At 67.8% G+C, this 16,072-nt stretch carries 12 protein-coding genes and 5 pseudogenes; 14 read left to right on the forward strand and 3 right to left on the reverse strand.

Annotated features, from left to right (window positions below; translation table 11 throughout):
• The first annotated feature begins 21 nt into the window (after nucleotides 1-21).
• Together C4B68_RS39460 and C4B68_RS39465 are read left to right on the forward strand one after the other, a co-directional pair.
• Nucleotides 22-657, forward strand: a complete 636-nt coding sequence (locus C4B68_RS39460) for a vitamin K epoxide reductase family protein (RefSeq protein WP_099505982.1) — start codon at nucleotides 22-24, stop codon at nucleotides 655-657.
• Between the two features lie 337 nt (nucleotides 658-994).
• Complete coding sequence (locus tag C4B68_RS39465; RefSeq protein ID WP_240634635.1) at nucleotides 995-1,267, forward strand: SHOCT domain-containing protein; 273 nt, start codon at nucleotides 995-997, stop codon at nucleotides 1,265-1,267.
• A 79-nt stretch (nucleotides 1,268-1,346) separates the two neighbouring features.
• On the opposite strand, the pseudogene C4B68_RS43945 reads toward C4B68_RS39465, so the two are convergent.
• A pseudogene (locus C4B68_RS43945) lies at nucleotides 1,347-1,706 on the reverse strand (site-specific integrase); the annotation flags it as partial.
• 1 nt (nucleotide 1,707) lies between these two features.
• On the opposite strand from C4B68_RS43945, the pseudogene C4B68_RS39475 reads away from it, so the two are divergent.
• From C4B68_RS39475 to C4B68_RS39500, 5 genes and pseudogenes are all read left to right on the forward strand, one after another.
• Nucleotides 1,708-1,898 (forward strand): annotated as a pseudogene (locus C4B68_RS39475) (DUF4396 domain-containing protein); the annotation flags it as partial.
• A 144-nt stretch (nucleotides 1,899-2,042) separates the two neighbouring features.
• The gene (locus tag C4B68_RS39480; RefSeq protein WP_099505980.1) at nucleotides 2,043-2,453 is read left to right on the forward strand and encodes a four-helix bundle copper-binding protein; all 411 of its coding nucleotides are present in this window, start codon (nucleotides 2,043-2,045) and stop codon (nucleotides 2,451-2,453) included.
• Between the two features lie 396 nt (nucleotides 2,454-2,849).
• Nucleotides 2,850-3,038 (forward strand): annotated as a pseudogene (locus tag C4B68_RS39485) (IS701 family transposase); the annotation flags it as partial.
• Between the two features lie 748 nt (nucleotides 3,039-3,786).
• The gene (gene ltrA, locus C4B68_RS39495; protein WP_099505979.1) at nucleotides 3,787-5,223 is read left to right on the forward strand and encodes a group II intron reverse transcriptase/maturase; all 1,437 of its coding nucleotides are present in this window, start codon (nucleotides 3,787-3,789) and stop codon (nucleotides 5,221-5,223) included.
• A gap of 138 nt (nucleotides 5,224-5,361) precedes the next feature.
• Nucleotides 5,362-7,197: a recombinase family protein gene (locus C4B68_RS39500; RefSeq protein WP_240634636.1), complete on the forward strand. Its 1,836-nt coding sequence runs from the start codon at nucleotides 5,362-5,364 to the stop codon at nucleotides 7,195-7,197.
• A 20-nt stretch (nucleotides 7,198-7,217) separates the two neighbouring features.
• Here the strand turns inward: C4B68_RS39500 and C4B68_RS43950 are convergent.
• Nucleotides 7,218-7,361: pseudogene (locus tag C4B68_RS43950) on the reverse strand (IS5/IS1182 family transposase); the annotation flags it as partial.
• Between the two features lie 166 nt (nucleotides 7,362-7,527).
• Between C4B68_RS43950 and C4B68_RS39505 the strand changes: the two are divergent.
• Nucleotides 7,528-8,649, forward strand: coding sequence for an IS630 family transposase (locus C4B68_RS39505; RefSeq protein ID WP_338059730.1), 1,122 nt, complete (start codon nucleotides 7,528-7,530; stop codon nucleotides 8,647-8,649).
• A 63-nt stretch (nucleotides 8,650-8,712) separates the two neighbouring features.
• Here C4B68_RS39505 and C4B68_RS39510 read toward each other — a convergent pair whose 3' ends face one another.
• A complete protein-coding gene (locus tag C4B68_RS39510; protein WP_373682284.1) occupies nucleotides 8,713-9,144 on the reverse strand; it encodes a MarR family winged helix-turn-helix transcriptional regulator in 432 nt (143 codons plus the stop codon).
• Nucleotides 9,145-9,469: 325 nt separating this feature from the next.
• On the opposite strand from C4B68_RS39510, the gene C4B68_RS39515 reads away from it, so the two are divergent.
• From C4B68_RS39515 to C4B68_RS39540, 6 genes and pseudogenes are all read left to right on the forward strand, one after another.
• Nucleotides 9,470-10,543 (forward strand): alkene reductase, encoded by a 1,074-nt coding sequence (locus C4B68_RS39515; protein WP_180289398.1) that lies wholly within the window; start codon nucleotides 9,470-9,472, stop codon nucleotides 10,541-10,543.
• A 201-nt stretch (nucleotides 10,544-10,744) separates the two neighbouring features.
• Complete coding sequence (locus tag C4B68_RS39520) at nucleotides 10,745-12,394, forward strand: CocE/NonD family hydrolase (protein ID WP_167459260.1); 1,650 nt, start codon at nucleotides 10,745-10,747, stop codon at nucleotides 12,392-12,394.
• A 114-nt stretch (nucleotides 12,395-12,508) separates the two neighbouring features.
• Nucleotides 12,509-12,946, forward strand: coding sequence for a hypothetical protein (locus tag C4B68_RS39525; protein ID WP_099506475.1), 438 nt, complete (start codon nucleotides 12,509-12,511; stop codon nucleotides 12,944-12,946).
• 37 nt (nucleotides 12,947-12,983) lie between these two features.
• Nucleotides 12,984-13,766 (forward strand): MIP/aquaporin family protein, encoded by a 783-nt coding sequence (locus C4B68_RS39530; protein ID WP_099506476.1) that lies wholly within the window; start codon nucleotides 12,984-12,986, stop codon nucleotides 13,764-13,766.
• Nucleotides 13,767-14,195: 429 nt separating this feature from the next.
• Nucleotides 14,196-15,113 carry a pirin family protein gene (locus C4B68_RS39535; RefSeq protein ID WP_099506477.1) on the forward strand — a complete coding sequence of 306 codons (918 nt, stop codon included), beginning with the start codon at nucleotides 14,196-14,198 and terminating at the stop codon, nucleotides 15,111-15,113.
• Between the two features lie 298 nt (nucleotides 15,114-15,411).
• Nucleotides 15,412-15,566: pseudogene (locus tag C4B68_RS39540) on the forward strand (transposase); the annotation flags it as partial.
• Nucleotides 15,567-16,072 lie beyond the last annotated feature (506 nt).

A 16,072-nucleotide genomic window follows, 5' to 3' on the forward strand; every position in this document is an offset into this window, starting at 1 on the left:
ACTGCCGGAACGGAACCACACATGACCACGACAGCAGCCCGCGACACGGCCTCCCCGGCCGAGCGGAGAAGCCCGCACGCCACGATCGGCGCCGACCGGTTCCTCGCGCTCCTGCTGCTCCTGGGCGGCTCCCTCTGCCTGCTCGCCTCGGCCGTGCTCACCCACGACAAGATGAAGCTGCTCGCCAACCCGAACTACGTCTCGGCATGCAGCATCAACCCGGTGCTGTCCTGCAACAACATCATGAAGAGCTGGCAGGCATCCACCTTCGGCTTCCCCAACCCTTTCATCGGCTGGGTCGCCTTTTCCGTCGTCATCGCCATCGGCGCCGGACTGCTGGCCGGCGCCCGCTACCGGCGATGGCACTGGTGGGGCCTGCAGGCCGGCACCGTCTTCGGTATCGGCTTCATCACCTGGCTGCAGTACTCCTCGTTGTACGCCATCGGCGCGCTGTGCCTGTGGTGCACCCTCGTGTGGGCCGTGACGATCCTCATCTTCTGGTACACCACCGTGCACAACATCCGCCACGGGCTCATCCCCGCGCCCGGCCGGGCGCGCCGCACCGTGGAGGAGTTCCACTGGGTCGTACCCGTGCTGTGGATCGGCATCATCGCGGTGCTCATCCTCACCAAGTGGGGCAGCGCCCTGTGGGCCTGAACCCTCCACCCCAAAACCCCGGTGCCCCAACCCGCGTGAGTGCCGCACCCCCGGGCGGCAGCCAGCCACATCTGCACCCCACTGCCCAGCCGATGCGCACGGCACCCCGCAACGCCGCCATCCGGATCCGCCGGGTGCTCGGCCACCTGCTGACGGCCGCCCTCGCCGAGTGTGGCCGTTCTTCACTAGGGAACGGCCCACAGCGCCTTCCGCGGACACGGTGCTTAGCGGGAGGAGGCGGGCAACCGGGGCCGGATGACCCGCTGGGCGGGGCCTAAGGACACTGGCGGCCTCGGCGGGTCTGCTCGGATGGTGACTGGGAAGCCTCTCGGGAGAGGTGAGCGCAGTGATGTACTGGGATGGTGTCGGCTGGGCCTGGATGGCCCTGCTGCCCCTGCTGTGGATCGTGTTGATCGGCCTGGTGGTGTGGGCGGCCGTACGCCTCGCACAGCGTCCCGCTGGCCACCATGGCGGCGCGGACCGTGGAAAGACACTCGTCGAAACACCGGAGGACATCCTCGACCGCCGCTTTGCGACCGGCGAGATCGACACGGACACCTACTCCGAGGCACGCAAACGCCTCGCCGAGCACCGCTCGAGACCTCAGTGAGCAGTCTGCGGGGCAGCTGGATGCCGCTGACCGTGCTGGTCGCGGGGGCCATGCTGATCGTCCTCGATGGCGCGGGTTCGGGGCAGATGGAACATCCTCTCCCGGGACGGCGGTGGGTGACGAAGACCGGCCCACGCGTGGCCGCCCTTCAGCAGCCGCGGCAGCAGGCGGGCGGTGCTGGCGTCCCAGCAGATGGTCTCCAGAACGAAGCCCTCGCGCACCTGGCCCGGCGGCGGGCCTTTGTGCGGGCGCCCTTGGCCTTCACCGGGCAGCGGCGCCCGGCGAAGTCCTGGGCCTCGATGTTCCCGCCCAGAATCTCGTCGGACCGCCCCGCGGTCTCGTAGAGCATCCAATACAGCGTCTTCCCCCGCAGGTGCACCTCGCGCCGTACGATCAGCCGGTCGATGGCCATACGCGAGCGGGCGGGCGTCAGAGAGTCCGCGGTGATGGAGCTTGTCGACAACGGCATCATCGCCCTGACCCCCGGCGCGATGGACGCCCATCTGTCCTACGCACTGTTCTGGACCGCGCTGCTGGGCGGCTTCGGCGTCGCCTTCTGATCACGACCCCGGTCAAGAAGTGGATGATCGGCCGCGGCAAGGGTCACGCCGTCGTCCACGCCTACCACTGACCTCGCGCGCCCGAGACGCGCCCGAATGCACCGTGAAGGTGCGCCCGGGCGCGTTCGCGCTGAGGAGGGTTAGCTGGAGGTGTACCGGGGGCTCGCAAGGCGGCCGCCCCGGTCCGCCGGCCCCGCGGTGAAGGAGGCATCGCGATGTCCAGCACCGTCAAGGACATGCTCGCCACCTACCCAGCCGACCTCGGCGACATCGACCAGGGCAAGCTCACCCGCTGCATCGAGGAATGCATCACCTGCGCACAGGCGTGTACCGCGTGCGCGGACGCATGCCTGTCCGAGGGCACGGTTGGCGACCTGACCAAGTGCATCCGCACCGCCATGGACTGCGCCGATATCTGCACCGCCACCGCTGCTGTGCTCTCGCGCCACACCGGCTACGACGCCAACATCACCCGCGCCATCCTGCAGGCGTGCGTCACCGCGTGTAAGGCGTGCGGCGACGAATGCGCCTCCCATGCCGACATGCACGAGCACTGCCGCGTCTGCGCCGAAGCCTGCCGCTCATGCGAGCAGGCGTGCAACGAACTGCTCGCCGCCCTCGGCTAGCAGGAAGCGACGCCTGCAGACTTGGGGCTCAATTCAGCACGGCTCGGTTGCTGGCACGGCGGCCAGGCAGCAGGCTCTGCGGGAGGCAGGCCAGAGTCTTGAAGCCAGGTCGCGTGGTTCAAATCCCGCCCCCCACCTCCAACTCCGGCCCGCTCGACGCACCGTCGAGCGGGCCGGAAGCGTGTGGGCGCCGGGAGCTACGAGCCGGACATGGCCGCCGCGACCTAGTACTCCAGCAGCGGTTCGCTATTCCTGCTGGTCAGTGGCCTGATTTTGAGTGTAGGGGCCTGATGTTCCGTCAGGGGCGGGTTCGGTGGATCTCTCATCCGAAGGGTGGGTTTGCGCTGGTCGGCCGTTCGGGGTGGGCAGGGTCCGAGCGTGATCGAGGATCTTGGAATGGGCCGGTGGGCGGCGGAACTTGAAGATCTCTTCCTGCGGGTGGGCGGCAGGTTCTCTCGCGTCGAGCCGCGGCGACGGATGCGAGACTACGTGCGCGGCCTGCTGGGACCGGTGGTCCGCAAGAACGGCTCGCAGCTCGCCGAGTTCGCCGGCCACGCCACGCCGGACGGGCTGCAGCGACTGCTCGCCGGATCCGGCGTCCGGCCTGGTGGACGGGCCCGGCTTCCAGCGGCTGGTTTCCGAGGTCGGCCTCGACCACGTCGGCCTGGTCCTGGGCGTGGAGATGTCCCGGCTGGCCCGCAGCGGCCGCGAATGGCACCAGCTGCTGGGTGCGCCACGAAGTACTACGTCATCGTGTGGAGGTGAAACGACTTCACCGCCTGGCCGTCGCAGCGGCCGGGTTGAAGCTGGAGGCAGCCTGAGCCGGGGATCGCCGGGGAGGGTGGAAGCAGCCTCGACAACGTCGGGACGGGTCGGTACTGCCAGACGGTCCGGGTCCGGCTAGCGAGGTCAGAAGGCGTAACGCAAGTGAACCAGTGGTTGAAGCTCCGTAACGGTGCCTCCCGGCTCCAATCTGGCGGATATGGGCCGGGATTGCAGTACGTGACCCGATTCGATTAGGCGGGTCAACTCCGAAGCCGGTTCCAATAGACGGTGGGGAGGCCACGCTGAAAGCCTGCGGCGTAGGCGTGGCGATGCTGCCGGGGTATAGCTGGACGCCGACCTGGCCGAACGATGCGTAGTGAACGTGGGAACCACCTGCGGTCGCCCTCCCCCCGGACATCCGGTCCGGTGGTGGGCAGGCTCGTTGCCGGCTGACGGCCGTCGGGTGGGGCGGAGGCCCCGTAGTACTCCGAGCCGGGGAGAACCCGGCACTTGGGGAAGGGGGCCAGCAAGTCGGCAGGGAGGATGCTGGAATGCCGGGAGGACGTTGGTGAATACCGACGAGCTGGAGTGGGCCTTGATGAAGGCCGAGCGCCGGGTACTGGAGATCCAGACCAAGCTGCACCGTTGGGCCGTAGAAGATCCTCATCGACGGTTCGACGACCTGATGAACCTCGTAGCCGACCCCGCGTTCCTGCTCATTGCATGGGACCGGGTTCGGAGCAACAAAGGGGCGAAGACCGCAGGGGTGGACGGCCATACGGCCTCGTCCATCGCGCTGCGGCCGGGCGTCGAGGCGTTCCTCGACGAGCTGCGGACCTCTTTAAAGGACCGCAGTTTCCGTCCACTGCCGTCGCGGGAGCGGCTGATCCCGAAGCCGGGGACGGCCAAGCGCCGCCGCCTGGGGGTCAGTTCGATCCGCGACCGGATGGTGCAGGCGTCCTTGAAGCTGGTGCTAGAGCCGATCTTTGAGGCGGATTTCCTTCCGTGTTCCTACGGATTCCGCCCCAAGCATCGGGTCCATGACGCGGTGTCCGAGGTGCGGCACTTCACGTCCCACTCCTATGAGTGGATCGTTGAGGGCGACATTCGGGCCTGTTTTGACGAGATTTCGCATCCTGAGTTGCTAGACCGGGTGCGGGGTCGGATCGGCGACAGACGCGTTCTGGCGCTGGTGAAGGCGTTCTTGAAGGCGGGCATCCTCACGGAGGAGGGCGCGCTGGAAGACACCGATACCGGTACTCCTCAGGGTTCAATTCTTTCGCCGTTGCTCAGCAACGTCGCTCTCGCGGTCCTGGACGAGCACTTCGCCCAGGCGCCGGGAGGCCCGGCGTCCAAGTCCTGGGAGCGCGCCAAACGCCGCCGCCACGGTCTTCCGAATCACCGGCTTGTCCGGTTCGCGGACGACTGGGCGCTGATGGTGGCGGGCACCAGGGGCGACGCCGAGGCCTTGCGCGAGGAGGCCGCTCAGGTGCTCGCCCGGATCGGGCTGCATCTGTCGGAGGAAAAGACCCTGATCACCCATATCGACGAGGGCATGGACTTCTTGGGCTGGCGCATCCAGCGCCACCGCAAGCGGGGCACAGACCGGAAGTACGTCTATACCTATCCGTCCAGAAAGGCGCTCCGCGCCGTCATGGCGAAGGTCAAGACCATCTGCCGACAGGTCGATACGAACCATCCGCTGGACATCCTCCTGCTCCGGATCAATCCGGTGCTGCGGGGATGGACCGCGTTCTTCCGCCCTGGGGTGTCGAGCGTGACCTTCCAGTTCCTGGACGCCTATGTCTGGCGCCGGGTGATCGGATGGATCCGCCGCAAGCATCGCAGGATCTCCCGGAAGGAGCTCCGCCGCCGCTACTGCGACGGTGGATGGTGGCCTAGAGGCCAGGAGCGGGAGCTGTTCCACACCGGGGTGGTACGCACGACTCGGTATCGCTACCGGGGATCGGTGATTCCCTCACCCTGGCCGCTGGCAGCGGCATGAGGATCGAACCACGGCCCTGACCGGGGCTTGTGGAGAGCCCGTTGCGGGGACGACTCGCACGGCGGGTTCGGGAGGCGGTCCGGAGAAACGGGCTGGTCGAAAGGCCAGAACCGCGCTCCGGGCCGACCTTACAACTGTGTGCGCTCCGGTGCCCTGCTCGCCGACCCGGACGGCGTCTATGACCCGGCCGAGCACAACGACCGCATGCTGCTCGGTCTCAAGGGCACGATCAGCGAGGCCGAACTTCACCTGATCAAGCAGCGGATGTGGAACGGACGGATCAACAAGGCCCGCCGCGGCGAGCTGGCCGTGCCGTTGCCGGTCGGCTATCTCAGGCTCGCCGACGGCCAGGTCGTCAAGGACCCCGACGAGCAGGTGCAGGCCGTTGTCCGTCTGGTCTTCGACCTGTTCGACGAACTCGGCCTGATCAACGGGGTGTTGAGGTTCCTGGTCGACCACGGCATCCAGATGGGCATCCGGACCCGCGAGGGGCCGGAGAAGGGCCGGCTGGTGTGGCGGCGCCCCAGCCGGATCATGATCCAGAACATGCTCCGGCACGCGGCCTATGCCGGAATCTATGTCTATGGCCGCAGCCGCACCGATCCCCGCCGGCGCATCCCTGGGCGTCCCTGCACCGGCCGTGTCCGTAAACCGCGCGAGGACTGGCTGGTGTACTTGCCCGGGATGCTGCCCGCGTATGTCGGCACCGAGCAGCATGAACGCAACCTGGCCCGGATCGAGACGAACCGGTCCCGGGCGCTGAGTCTGGGTGCCCTGCGGGACGGTCCGGCCCTGCTGGTCGGACTCGTCTACTGCGGCCGGTGCGGCACCCGGATGACCGTGCACTACCAGCGTGGCGCGGGCGGCAAGCTGTGGCCGAAGTACGAGTGCAGCCGCGTCAAGGCCGACTACGGCGGCGTCTTGTGTCAGCAGCTGTCCGGAGCCTGCCTCGACCGGTATGTCACCGCTCTGCTGCTGACCGCCCTCGCCCCGGCCGCTCTCGAAGTCTCCCTGGCCGCGGCCGAGCACGCCCAGCAGCGGCGCCACGAGGTGGACCGGATCTGGCGCCAGCGTCTGGAGCGGGCCGCCTATGCCGTCGACCGGGCCCGCCGCCAATATCAGCTGGCTGAACCGGAAAACCGCTTGGTCGTGCGCGAGTTGGAGCGCGCCTGGGAAGCCGCGCTGGCCGAGCGGCAGCACCTGGGCGAGGACTACGACCGCTTCGTCGCTGCCCGGCCGCGAGTCCTCACTGCCATCGAACGCGAGCAGATCCGGGCCCTGGCCAGCGACCTCCCGGCGGTCTGGCAGGCGCCCACCACGACGGACACGGACCGCAAACAGCTGATGCGGCATCTGATCGAGAAGATCCGCGTGACCGTCATCGACGACAGTGAACGCGTCACTGTCCAGATCGCCTGGGCCGGCGGCCACCGCACCGACGGCGAGACCGTCCGCCCCGTCGGCCGCCTGGACCAGCTCAGCTACTTCCCTCAACTCGCCGCCCGCGCATGGGAACTGGCCGCCGCCGGACAGACCGCCCCCGCCATCGCGAAGATCCTCAACGCCGAGGGCTTCCGACCGCCCAAACGCCGTGACCACTTCGGCACTCAAGGCGTCCGCCAGCTCCTGCGCGAACTGGGCTGCATCAGCCCGCAGGAACAGAGCCTGCGTCGAAACGCCTCACCCCTCGGTCCCGACGAGTGGTGGCCCAGCGACCTCGCCCGCGAGATCGGCATGCCCCGCGTCACCCTGTTCGGCTGGATCAAGAACGGCTGGGTCACCGCCCACCAGCAAGATGACCGGCGCCGGTCCTGGGTGATTCACGCCGATCGTGCCGAAGTCGAACGGCTCCGCCGCCTGCACGAACTGCCCCGCGGACACGGAGCACGCCAACCCTGGCTGTACCACCAGCGGATGGCGATAATCCAGAATGAGACAGGAGCCCACGGCGATGACGACGAACCGCAGCTATGACAGCACTGCGGCTTGCTCATCTCGACGGCGTTCCGTTCCTTGCAGCGGTCTTCGTCGAAGCCTGGCGGCCGTCCGCCGCGTGATCCTTTGCGGAGGCGGGCGGCCTGGCTGTCGGGCTTCTCCGGGATGGTGTGCCGGATGCCGCGGCGGCGCAGGTAGTCACGGCAATTTTCTCCCGCGCCTTGAGCCACGGTAGAGATCCCTTGCTGCCGACCGTCGAACTGTCCGGCACGCTTGGACACGCTAGTGCTGTGACCGCATAGGTTCGCCGGGTTGGTGGTCGTGGCGGTTGGATGTGCGGTGACATCCGATCTGATCGCTGGAGGCGTGGTGGCTGAGCCTGTCCGTGTGCGCAGACTGACCGACCAGGAGGGGCGGCGTCTGCAGCAGATCGTGCGCCGTGGCAGTACGAGTTCGGTGCGCTATCGGCGGGCGATGATGCTGCTGGCCTCGGCCGGCGGGAACCGTGTGCCGGTGATCGCCCAGCTGGTGCAGGCCGACGACGACACCGTGCGCGATGTGATCCACCGGTTCAACGAGATCGGCCTGGCCTGCCTGGACCCTCAATGGGCGGGAGGCCGTCCCCGCCTGCTCAGCCCTGACGACGAGAACTTCGTCATCCAGACGGCCACCACCCGCCCCGCCAAGCTCGGCCAGCCCTTCACCCGCTGGTCGCTGCGCAAACTCGTCGCCTACCTGCGCAAAGTCCACGGCCGGGTGATCCGAATCGGCCGCGAGACCTTACGCGGCCTGCTCGCCCGCCGCGGCGTGACCTTCCAGCGGACCAAGACCTGGAAGGAGTCCACCGACCCTGAGCGCGACGCCAAGCTCGACCGGATCGAGTACGTCCTGGAGAACTTCCCCGACCGCGTATTCGCTTTTGACGAGTTCGGCCCGCTGGGCATCCGCCCCACCGGGGGAGCCTGCTGGGCCGGGCAGGGCCGCCCCGACCGAGTCCCGGCGACCTACCACCGCACCCACGGCGTCACCTACTTCCACGGCTGCTACTCGATCGGCGACGACACCTTGTGGGGCGTCAACCGCCGTCGCAAGGGAGCGGCCAACAGCCTGGCCGCACTCAAGTCCGTCCGGGCCGCCCGCCCGGACGGCGCCCCGATCTACGTGATCCTGGACAACCTCTCCGCGCACAAGGGCACGAAGATCCGCCGGTGGGCGCAGAAGAACAAGGTCGAGCTGTGCTTCACCCCGACCAACGCCTCCTGGGCCAACCCGATCGAGGCGCACTTCGGGCCACTGCGGCAGTTCACCCTCGCCAACTCCCACCATCCGAACCACACAGTCCAGACCCGTGAGCTGCACGCATACCTGCGCTGGCGCAACACCAACGCCCGCCACCCCGACGTCCTGGCCGCCCAACGCAAAGAACGCGCCCGCATCCGCAGCGAGAAAGGCATCCGCTGGGGCGGACGCGCCCTCGCCGACGCGGCCTGACCCAACCGGCGAACCTATGCGGTCACAGCACTAGGAATTGGCCGTACAGGCGTTGCGTGCTGCCTACGCGAGAGGGGGGTGGCCTTCAGCGGCGCGGCTGAGGCTGTCCTCGATGCGGGTCAGAACGCGGAGCAGGGCGTCCTGTTCGTCGGTGCTCAGGTCGCCGACGGCGATGTCTTCGAGTTCCGCCCACATCTCTTCGACTTCGTTGCGCAGGGCGAGGCTGGCGGTAGTGGGCTCGATGATCGTGGCGCGCTTGTCGGTGGTGCTGGGGCGGCGTCGGACGAACCCGGCATGCTCCAGCCGCTTGACTGTGCGGGTCATGGTGGCCGTGTCGGAGCCCAGCAGGTGTACGAGGTCGATCGGACGCTGGGGGCCGAGGTCCCAGAGCTGCATCATGACGAGCTCCTGGCCGGGGTACAGGCCGACGCGGCGCAGGAGTTGGCCGGCGAGCATGCGGTGCAGGCGGGAAATGCGGAAGATCGCGTGGTTCATCGCGCCTGCTTGAATCGACGGTGGCATCTCGGGGCGTACGGCGTCGCTGGACGTACTTTCCGCTGACGCCGTGCCTCGGCCCTTCGGCATGTCGTTCACGACTTCTCCCCACCAGAACAGTGCCCGAACAGGCAAATCGTATCCCACCGTCCATGTAACGCCATGGCGCTCACTCACCTGCAGATTCGCCTTGAGGGGGTGACGTGAGTCACTTCTGATCGAGATGCAAACCCACTAACTGTTCGGACAGTTAAATCTGTTTTACTGTTCGGGCAGGTAGTTAGTGCGTCGCGAGTGCGGCGACCGATCCGAACGGGAATTGATCATGACGACGGCTCTTGCTCCGTACGACCTCGGGCGTCTTCGCCTGGCGAACCGCATCGTGATGGCTCCGATGACGCGCAGCCGTGCCTACGGTCCGGGACAGAGCCCGACGGACCTGATGGCGACCTACTACGCCCAGCGGGCGAGCGCCGGGCTGATCGTCACCGAGGGCGCGCAGCCGACCGTGGTGGGCCAGGGCTACCCCGACACCCCGGGTGTGTACTCCGCGGAGCAGGTCGTGGCCTGGCGCAAGGTCACCGATGCGGTGCACGCCGAGGGCGGCGTGATCTTCTTGCAGCTCATGCACACCGGCCGGGTCGGCCACCCGAGTCTGATGGGCCGGACCCCCGTCTGCCCGTCCGAGGTCACGGCCAAGGGTCAGGTTTACACGCATGAGGGGCCGCAGGACTTCGTCACCCCGCACGAGCTGACCGTGGCGGAGATCGAGGAGACCATCGCCGACTTCGCCGCGGCGGCACGCAACGCGATCGAGGCGGGCTTCGACGGCGTGGAGTTGCACGGCGCCAACGGCTACCTGATCCATCAGTTCCTCGCCCCGAACTCCAACCAGCGCACCGACGCCTGGGGCGGTACCCCCGAGCGGCGGATTCGCTTCGCCGTCGAAGTCACCAAGGCGGTCGCCGAAGCCATCGGCGCCGAGCGTGTCGGTCTGCGCATCTCGCCCGGCAACCCCTTCAACGACATCGACGAAAGCGACTGGGCAGACGTGGAGGCCACCTACACCGCCCTCGTCGACACGCTCGCGCCGCTCGGCCTGGCCTACCTGCACCAGTTGGAGGCTCCCGAGGCACGCGACCTGGTCGTGCGGCTGCGCAAGGCGTGGCCGGGCACCTTCATCCTCAACCCGTTCACCGGCACCGAGCCCACCGGCCCGGACGCGCTGAACCTCATCGAGGACGGCACCGCCGACCTGATCGCCTACGGCGCCCTGTTCCTCGCCAACCCCGACCTGCCCGCCCGCCTCGCCGTCGGCGGCCCCTTCAACACCCCCGATCCCGCCACCTTCTACGGCGGCGACCACCGCGGGTACACCGACTACCCCGCCCTGAGCTGACACGGCTACGGGCGGCTGCCCACACCCGTAGCGCCCATCTGGGTCAGTCGTCGGAAAGGCGCGACGCCAGATTGATGTCTACGTCTTTGCCTGAACCGAGAACAAAGATGCAACACCAGTAGTGATGAGGAGTAGGTAATTATGGTGCAGCCTGTCACGGGCTTTCCCGGGGTAACCGTGGAAACCGACGTACGGTGCCGATTGAGCGACGGTGTCGAACTGCTCGCAGATGTATACCGCCCGGAAGGGGCAGGAGGGCCCTACCCCGTTCTGCTGCAACGCACCCCGTACGGGAAGCAGGGCGCCCAGTCGGAGACGGCGTTCGCGCACCCGGCCTGGTACGCCCATCAGGGGTTCATCGTCGTCGTCCAGGACGTACGGGGGCGGTACGCATCGGGGGGCGAGTTCTACCCGTTCCGTGACGAGGGCCGTGACGGCTACGACGCCGTAGAGTGGGCGGCCGGCCTGCCCGGGTCGAACGGCCGGGTCGGAATGTACGGGTTCTCCTACGCCGGGTTCACCCAGCTCCTGGCCGCGGTCGAGCAGCCGCCCAGTCTGGCCGCGATCAGCCCGGCCATGACGAATTCCCAGGCCTACGAGGGATGGACCCACAACAAGGGTGCCTTCGCCTACGCGTTCAACGCCTTTTGGTCCTCCTACCTGGGCATCGCCGAAGCGGTCCGGCGCGGAGACCAGGAGCGTATAGAGGCGCTCAGTGGCGCCCTGATGCACGCGCCGGACAACTTCTGGATGGCTCCGGAGGCCTTTCCCGCCCTCGACCGGGACATCACGCCCTACTACTTCGACTGGATCGAGCACCCTACGTACGACGACTACTGGGCGCGCTGGTCCATCGACAGCGACTACAGCCGCATCCAGGTGCCGGCACTGCATGTAGCCGGTCTCTACGACGTGTTCGTGTCAGGGACCAAGCGCAACTTCGTCGGACTCCGCAGCGGCGCGAGCACCGCCGAGGTCGCCGCCCGGCAGAAGTTCGTGGTGGCACCCTTCCACCACATGCCCTGGTACCCCGTTGTCGAGGTGGAGGACGCGAACTCCAAGGTCGTCGACGACTGGCAGGTGCGGTTCTTCACGGAGACGCTCAAAGAGACGGGCACCGGCACCTTCGAATCTCCGGTCAGTACCTACGTCCTCGGCGCGGGCTGGCGTGACTTCTCGGCCTGGCCGCCGCAAGAGGCCAAGATGGAGCGGCTCTTCCTGCACTCGGGAGGACGCGCCAACACCCGCTTCGGCGACGGCACCCTGGACACCCAGACGCCGGGTGACGAGTTGCCCGACCTCTACATCTACGACCCGAACGCGCCGGTCATGAGCGAGGGTGGCCATTCCTGCTGTGTCGAGGAACTGACGCCGATGGGCCCGGCCTGCCAGTGCCAGCGTGAGAAAGCCAGGGGCCTGCTCGTCTACACGACAGCTCCCCAGGAGCGGGATGTGGACGTGGTCGGCGATGTGACGCTGACCCTCTACGCGGCCTCTTCGGCCGCCGACACCGACTGGACCGCGCGCCTGTGCCTGGTCGACGAGGACGGCTGCTCGCGCAACCTGCAGGAGGGCATCGTGCGGGCCGCCTTCCGCGAGTCCCTGACCACGCCGCAGCCCATCACGCCGGGCGAGGTCTATGAGTACGTCATCGATCTGGGTCCGGTGTCGGCTCGCGTCCCGGCCGGGGCGCGGCTGCGCATCGACGTCACGAGCTCGGACTTCCCGCAGTGGGCGCGGAACTCCAACTCCGGCTACCCCGGCGACGGAGTGCCTCAGGTGGCCACCCAGACCGTCCTGCACACGGCGGAGTATCCCTCCCACCTCACGCTGCCGATGGTTCCCGCGTAGAAGCACCATCTCAATTGATCACGGAACATGCGGACTGTATGGCCGGGTGACCTTCGGGCCCTACGCGCATGACGGCAGGGCCTTTCGGTAGCTCGGGATGGGATTCCGAGCCCAGTGATACCGGGAGGCCCTGTTTCGCCCGCCCTCCGCACCCAGGGCGGCGCGAAGCTGACCGACAGGAACGACGGCAAGAGCACCTCGAGCCCGGGCTACTACGGCGACTTGGCCGTCCTCTCCGACGACTTCTTCACCGCGCCGGAGCAGGACGTCCCGCACATCGAGTCCCTGCCGAACCCTCGTAGGAGGCCGCATCGTCCACGCCGCAGGCGCATCTGGGACGCTGAGCCGCCCGCGATCAGCCCGCAATGGAGCCCGGTCCTCCACTTCGGCGGCTACCAGGTCACCGTCAAGCCCAGCAATTCCGGCGACGGCCTGGCCGAGCTCCTCGGCCAGGCCGTCGCCGAATCCGAGCAGCACCGCCAGTGGCGCGCCCAGCGCGGATTCACCCCCGAAGAACCCACCGAGATCTTCGACACCTGCTTCGTCCTCTGACCCCGGGAATCCGCGCACAGCACATCAGGAGCCCCTCATGAACGACCCCACCGCACCTTTTCCGGCCTTCCGGCACAGCGCCCAGGAGTTCCTACTGACCTCCGTCCTGCTGTTCGGCGTGACGACCATCGTGCGCTGGGTCATCGGCCCCTCCGCCGTCTCCGACGCGATCCCCGGAATCCACCTGAAGCTGCTCGTCGTCGGTGTGACCGTCGGCCTCTTTGTCACGGGGCTCATCCTCAGCCCTCCCGGCAAGCAGTCCGGCGGCCACATGAACCCGGCCATCTCCTTCGCCATGTGGCGTTTCGGGATCTTCCCCGGCGCGGCGGTGGCGCCCTACATGGTGGCCCAGCTCGCCGGATCCCTGCTCGGCGTGCTCGCGGCGCGGGGCGTGTGGGGCAGCGCCGTCAATGCTCCTCCGGTGGCCTACGCCGCCCTGCAGCCCGCCCCCCGCTGGTCGGCCATGGACCTCTTCCTGGCGGAGACGGCGTCCACGGGTGTCAGCGTGGTCCTCTTGGGGCTGTTCCTGTCGGTGCACCGGCTGACGCGCTTCATCCCCTATCTGGTGGGCCTCCTCGTCTGCCTCTGCATCGCCGTGCTGGGTACGAGTACCGGCGGCAGCCTCAATCCCGCCCGCCAGTTCGGCCCGGCGCTGGCCGCCGGAGAGTTCGGCCTCCTGTGGGTCTATCTCCTGGCCCCTATGGCCGGTGCCGGCCTGGTACCGGCCGTATGGGATCTGCTTCTTGGGCGCCGCCGGGTGCTCGCCCACCAGCTGCACGACGCCGACGGGCCGCCGCTGCGCAACCCCGCGACCTGGTGAACCGCGCCTGCCGGACACGGGTCGGCCCACCGGGGCACCCGCGGCTGCCCGTACGTGAGGGGATCGGTCCCGTCGGAGTGCTTGGTGCGTCGCCCCTCCGCCTGCAACTCCCTCCACTTGCTTTCGAACCGCACGTTCCCGCTCTTCCAGCCGCCCCAGCGCAACGCCATCACGCTCCTCCAGCACGCCACCACCACGGACGCGCCGGACCCGCCTCACCCAGCCCCTGAACCACGTCTGACCAGCACAAACGAAGCCCCATACTCGGTTCGGGAAGACCTCTGACCGTAGCCTGAACGCAGGCCCCGACCTCGAGACCATCGTGCCCTGACGTGCCGGCAGGCACCTCCCGGCCCAACAATGTGACAGCATCCCATAGCATCAAGAACAAAAGTTGAGTTCCAACTACATGTTGTGAGAAGTGCGACGATGAACGAGACCCAGGCCGAGGCCACCGTGGAGATCCTGCCCCCTCGCGACGTGCCCCTGGGCGGGCCCCGGGCGATGAACGTGCGGCGCACCCTGCCGCAGCGATCCCGATCGCTGATCGGTGCATGGTGCTTCGCCGACTACTACGGTCCGGACGAGATAGCGGTCACCGGCGGCATGGATGTCGCACCGCATCCCCACATCGGGCTCCAGACCGTCTCCTGGCTCTTCAAGGGTGAGATCGAACACCGCGACAGCCTGGGGACGCTCTCGATGATCCGCCCCGGCGAGCTCAACCTCATGACCGGCGGACACGGCATCTGCCACTCGGAGGTCTCCACCGCGAACACCGACGTCCTGCATGGCGTGCAGCTGTGGGTGGCGCTCCCGGACCAGTGCCGAGACACCGGCCCCGACTTCCACCACTACGTCCCGCAGACCACCACCCTTGACGGAGGCGACGTCAAGGTGTTTTTGGGCTCCCTCGCCGGTGACACCTCACCGGTAACCACTTTCACCCCCCTTCTTGGCGCCGAACTCCGTCTGGACCCTGGTGCGACCGTCACCCTCGCGGTCGACCCCGCCTTCGAGCACGGCCTCCTCGTCATCAGCGGGGACGTCTCCCTGGCCGGCACTCGGCTAAGCCCGTCCCATCTCGGCTACCTCCCCATCGGCAGGGACACCTTGACCGTGACCAACCACTCGGACGCACCCGCGGTGGCCATGTTGCTCGGCGGGCCCCCCTCCGGCGAGGAGATCCTCATGTGGTGGAATTTCGTCGGCCGTACCCAAGAGGACATCGAGAAAGCCCGTGAGGACTGGATGAACGGCACCCGCTTCGGCGAGGTGATCGGGTACCCGGGGGATCCCCTTCCCGCGCCCGAACTCCCGCGGGTACCGATGAAGCCGCGATCCTGACACGCCCGTTCCGGCAAGCCGCGGTGGAGGAACTCCTCAGCAAGGCGGGCAGAGCGCCGCTCATGGCCGTCGTATGCTCTCGCCCGCTGCGACACTTCCCGTCCCCGTGGCCTTGACACTCCGCTTGAACTGCTCGCGGGCGGGGACGACAGATGGAGCACGGGACGCAGCCAGACGGTTGTTGCTGCCGGAGACTACGCGATTGATGTTCCCCCCGGCAGCGACCGCTCCTGGGCCAGCTTCTACTAGGACTCCGTTAGGTCTTCCTATTAGTCCTGATCACGAGCATGTTGGATGTGTGGACGCACATGAAGTGAACCGTGTCCGGGCGACGTTAGCGTTATACGTGGCAGATGTGTTCGCCTCGGTGCCGCGCAAGGACCAGCGGGCCAAGGGCACTGCTATCTGCGAGGGCTGATGCTGGACGGCCGCCGCAAGTCGATTCAGGCAATGGGGCCCCCTGCCAGGGCGCATCCAGCCTGGTCACGGTCCAACCGGTGGGCCGGCGGCCCCATCTGCCGCCGCTGATCGCGCGGAAGAACGGCTCCATGGGCGTTCCGTCCTCCGCCGCCCATGCCACGTCGCGGGCCTGCGCAGCCAGCGCAAGGGCCGCCTCCCGTTCTCAACGCTCCCCATGCCGTCCACCGTGCTCAGACAGTCGACGATCCCAACACCCGTGCGTCGACGGGAGCCCAGCTGCGCCGTCCCCCGTCGGCCTCGCCTCCGACTCTTGCCATCTCCCTGGCCTTCGGCACTCCGCTGTTCACCGGATCTAGGCGATCAGTGAAGACCTCATTTCCGCTGGCCGCAGCGAGTAGCGAGGAATCTGGCGAGAACACTGGCGTGTGGAAGGCCCGCTTTCTGCGCGAAGCGATGTGAGCGGGCCGCTGGGTCCCAAAGTTGGGCCAGATGCGGGCGCTGAAGAGACAACAGGTGTCTGAACATCCTGCCCGCGCCCC

It is taken from the genome of Streptomyces dengpaensis, from assembly GCF_002946835.1.
Lineage (GTDB): Bacteria > Actinomycetota > Actinomycetes > Streptomycetales > Streptomycetaceae > Streptomyces > Streptomyces dengpaensis.